This is a genomic window from Paramagnetospirillum caucaseum, assembly GCF_000342045.1.
Taxonomy (GTDB): Bacteria; Pseudomonadota; Alphaproteobacteria; order Rhodospirillales; family Magnetospirillaceae; genus Phaeospirillum; species Phaeospirillum caucaseum.
Window position 1 is genome coordinate 1 of sequence record NZ_AONQ01000132.1, and the last position, 4944, is coordinate 4944.

Annotated in this window: 1 protein-coding gene; it reads left to right on the forward strand. The window is 58.8% G+C overall.

Annotated elements, in window-relative coordinates; translation table 11 throughout:
• Nucleotides 1-4944 (forward strand): cadherin-like domain-containing protein (locus tag H261_RS26585; RefSeq protein WP_152427078.1); only part of this gene is annotated, 4944 nt, incomplete at both ends.

A 4944-nucleotide genomic window follows, 5' to 3' on the forward strand; every position in this document is an offset into this window, starting at 1 on the left:
GTTTCGAACATCTACGGCCAGCGCTACGAGTCCTCCGGACAGACGGTTGGGGCAGAATTCCAAATCAATACGTATACAATCTCTAATCAATTTAGTTCAGCCGTGACGGCCTTGTCTGATGGCGGCTGGGTGGTTACTTGGACATCCAGCTATCAGGATGGTAGCTTCGAAGGCATCTATGGCCAGCGCTACGGGGCCTCCGGACAGACGGTTGGGGCAGAATTCCAAATCAATACGTATACAATCTCTAATCAATTTAGTTCAGCCGTGACGGCCTTGTCTGATGGCGGCTGGGTGGTTACTTGGACATCCGGCTCTCAGGATGGTAGCGGCTCCGGCATTTATGGTCAGCGATACGGTGCCTCTGGGCAGATCGTGGGGGCAGAATTCCAGGTCAATACCTATACAATCTCTGATCAATCTTATCCAGCCGTGGCGGCCTTGTCCGACGGTGGTTGGGTGGTGACGTGGCAATCCGTAGGTCAGGATGGTAGCTTCGAAGGCATCTACGGCCAACGCTATAGTGCCTCTGGATTGGCCATTGGAGAGGAATTCCGCATCAATACCAACTCATATGTTAATCAAATAGAACCATCTGTAACTGCTCTATCTGACGGTGGCTGGGTGGTTACGTGGGCATCCAACTCTCAGGTTGGTAATAGTTTTGACATTTACGGCCAACGCTATGACTGCAATGGTGTGCCCACAGATAAAACGGGATTGTCTGTTGCCAGGGGCATTCCCAATACAAGTGCTAACGATACATTGGCGGGTACGTTCAGATCGGACGACACTGTCTGGTACCGAGGCGATGTCGCGGAATACACTATTTTCGCCAATTCCGGCGGCTATACAGTGGCGGACAGCGTTACCGGTCGCGACGGTACCGACACTCTGACCGGTATCGAGGTGCTGCAGTTCCGCGACCACGCCGTCTATATTGATTGGCGCAACACGATGCCCATAGCGGTTTCCGACAGCCGATCCGGAACCGAGGATATTCCGCTTATCATCTCCGCCTCCAGCCTGCTGACCAACGACCGTGACTGGGACGGTGATGCACTGAACGTCAGCGCGGTGAGTAACGCTCTGCACGGGACGGCCAGCCTGTCCAATGGCCAGATCACATTCACTCCGGAGGCCAATTACAGCGGTAGCGCAGGTTTCAGCTACATTCTCTCCGATGGACTAGGCGGCATCGATACCGGGACCGTCGCCCTGTCTATTGCCGCAGCCAACGATGTCGCGGTGATGGGGGCGGATTCCGTCCTGGGCGTGGAAGACGGAACTCTCTACATCCCCGTTACCAACCTGCTGGCCAATGATTCCGACGTGGACGGCCCCTTGTCGTTGGTCAGCGTCGGCGGGGCCTCGCACGGTACGGTGTCGCTCTCTGGCTCTACTGTGGTGTTCATGCCTGATGCGGACTACTCTGGCACTGCCTCCTTCACCTATCAGGTGGCTGATCCCACTGGAGCACTTGGCTCCGGCACGGTTACCATCAATTTGGCGGCGGTCAACGATGCTCCGGTGGCAGCAGATAAGGTGGCCACAACCACCGAAGATACGGCTCTGACCATTTCTGCGGCGAGCCTGATGGGCGGCGCGCACGACATTGAAGGCGATAGCCTCACACTTTTGTCGGTTGGCAATGCAATTGGCGGGACGGCCAGCCGCAATACGGCTGGTGACGTCGTGTTTATGCCCGCCGTCAACCGGAATGGTGAGGCTTCATTCTGCTATACGATCACCGACGGCAAGGGCGGTGTCGATACCAGGACGGTGACAGTCGCCATTGCCCCCGTCAACGACGCGCCCATTGCTCTGGCCAAGGACCTCGCGACCAATGAGGATGGCGCCGTCACTATCTCTGCCGCCAGCCTGCTGGCTGGTGCGACCGATGTGGAGGAGGACATTCTCAGCCTGGTATCTGTTGACAACGCCGTGAACGGTGCGGTGAGCCGAGCGGCCAACGGTGACGTGATCTTTACCCCGAATACTGACTTTAACGGTGCCGCCAGTTTCGACTACACCGTCAGCGATGGCCACGGCGGGACGAGTACCAAGACGGTGGCGGTGGATGTGACGGCGGTCAACGACGCGCCGGTGGCCCAGGCCAAGAGCGTGACGACTGACGAGGACACAGCTCTCACTATTGCAGCCGCCAGCTTGTTGGCTGGTGCCGCCGACATCGATTGCGATGGGCTTGCTCTGTCCGGTGTAGGGAACGCGGTGGGCGGCAGTGTCAGCCGCAACGCCAATGGCGACGTGGTATTCACGCCCAGCACCGACTTCAGTGGTACGGCCACCTTCGACTACACCATCTCTGATGGCCAGGGGGGAACCAGCACCGAGACGGTGACCGTAGCGGTGGCGCCGGTGAATGACGCGCCGGTGGCCCAGGCCAAGAGTGTCGCAGCCAATGAGGACACTCCGCTGACCATCACGACGGCCAGCCTGCTGAGCGGCGCCACCGATGTGGACGGTGACGCCCTGAGTCTGTCCTCGGTGGGCAATGCGGTAGGCGGTCGCGTCAGCCGCAATGTCAGTGGCGATGTGGTCTTCAACCCCGATGCCGACTTCAATGGCGTGGCGACCTTCGACTACACCCTCAGCGACGGTCACGGCGAGAGCAGTACCAAGACGGTGGCGGTTGACGTGGCTTCGGTCAACGACATGCCGGTGGCCTTGGTCAAAAATTTCACGACCAACGAGGATACCTCCCTCGCCATTACGGCTTCCAGCCTGCTGGCCGACGCTACGGACGTAGATGGTGACACTCTCGTCCTATCCGGCGTGGGCAATGGGGTGAACGCCACAGTCTCTATCGACGCCAGCGGCAATGTGGCCTTCACCCCCGACGCTAATTTCAACGGTACTGCGCTCTTCGACTACACCATCAGCGACGGCCATGGTGGAACTAGCACCAAGACTGTAGCGGTAGATGTGGCGGCTGTGAACGATGTGCCTAAGGCGGCTGCAATGCAGATTGCCGCTGATGAGAATACTCCCCTCACCATTTTCGCAGCGAACCTTCTGGCTGGTGCAACCGATATCGACAGCGATATCTTGACCGTTTCCGACGTCGCCAATGCGGTGAATGGCATCGTAACTCGCGACTCTAACGGCGATATCGTCTTTTCGCCGAATGCGGAATTCTCTGGAATCGCCTCATTCGATTATACCGTGTCGGATGGGCATGGCGGTGTTTCCACCAACACCGTGACGGTTAATGTCGCGCAGGTGACTTCAGGCCAGGCGATTGACGGCTATATCGAGGGGGGGCTTGTCTTCGCTGATGCCAACGGCAATGACCGGCTGGATACTGGCGAGGCATGGACAACGACCGGAACCGATGGTCGTTTTACGCTGATTGGGGGAACAGGGCGCCTGACAATGTCGGGAGGCGTCGATGTCTCGACAGGTGTCGTCTTTAGCGGTGTGATGTGCGCGCCCGAAGGGGCGACGACCATTACGCCGCTGACGACCCTGGTTGTGGCCCTCATGGAGAAAGGAAACGAACAGGCCCAAGCGGAATATCTTATTCGATCCACCTTTAACCTTTCGGCGGCTGATACGCCGATGGGGCTTGAACTGGGCCATCTTGACCCCGTGAAGGCCACTCTCTCAAGCGATGCCGCATTTGCGAACTTGGGAGGGGCTGTCCTTGCCGCGAGCATCTTGGTCCAGAATACGGTATTCCAAGCCTCTGCAGTTCTGTCGGGTTCTGGCGCCAATGACAAAGGAATGTCGATGAGCGCCGTATTTGATGCATTGGCGAATGCAATAATAAGCGATCCGTATACTATTGATCTGAGCAATATCGATCAAATCACAGCCGTCATAACCCAGTCCGCGGAACTCAGCGGCCTTTCCTCGGAACAACTGCGTGCGGTGGAGAGTGTTGCTTCCAGTGCCGCCAACGTGATTGCGAACACCAATTCAGCCCTAACAGACGTTGTCACGGCCACTGGCGCTGGTGCAGACTTGCTCGAAGGGCTTGCCAAGGTTGCCGTGGTAGCTCAGGGAGAGGTCTCCCTGTACTTGGAGCAGGCGTTGGCTTCCGGCGATACTGCCGCGCTGGCCGATATGGTCGCCACTTATAGCGGAGCCGGTCTGCAGTCCAAGATCGCTTCTGCTGTCGTGGGAGACGTCGATGGCGCCACCCTCGGCACCTCCGGTGATGATATTCTCACTGGAAGTGCCGGATCTGATCAAATTATCGGGGATTCCGGCAACGACACCCTGATCGGTGGAGCAGGCAACGACACCCTGATCGGCGGTGTCGGCAACGATGTCGCGGTATTCTCCGGTAATCGGTCCGATTACCAGGTCACGCGCGGCGTTCTAGGGGCCGCAACGCTGGCGGGGCCGGATGGAAACGACGTGGTGAGTGGGGTCGAAACGCTACGCTTCACCGATGGTGACGTCTATCTTGATGGTCGCAACAACGCGCCGGTGGCGGCGACCAAGACGGTTGCCACCGTTGAAGATCAACGTATGACTATTTTGGCTACCAGTCTCGTGTCGGGAGCCACCGACGTGGACGGCGATGCCCTCACTCTGTCCGGCGTCAGCAACGCTTTGGGTGGCACCGTCTCCATCGACATCTACGGCGACGTGGTGTTCACCCCCGGCGCAGACTTCAACGGCGCGGCCAGTTTCGACTACACCGTCAGCGACGGCCAGGGCGGTTTCGCGACCCGGACGGTGACGGTCGACGTGGCGGCGATCAACGATGCGCCGGTGGCGCTAGCCAAGACGGCTTCGACCAACGAAGACACGGCGCTGATCATCAGCGCGGCCAGCCTGCTGGCGGGAGCCACCGATGTGGACGGCGATGCCGTCAGCCTGTCCGGTGTCGGCAACGCTTTGGGCGGCACGGTTGCTCTCGACGTCAACGGCGATGCGGTCTTCACGCCGGATGCCGATTTCAACGGAGCC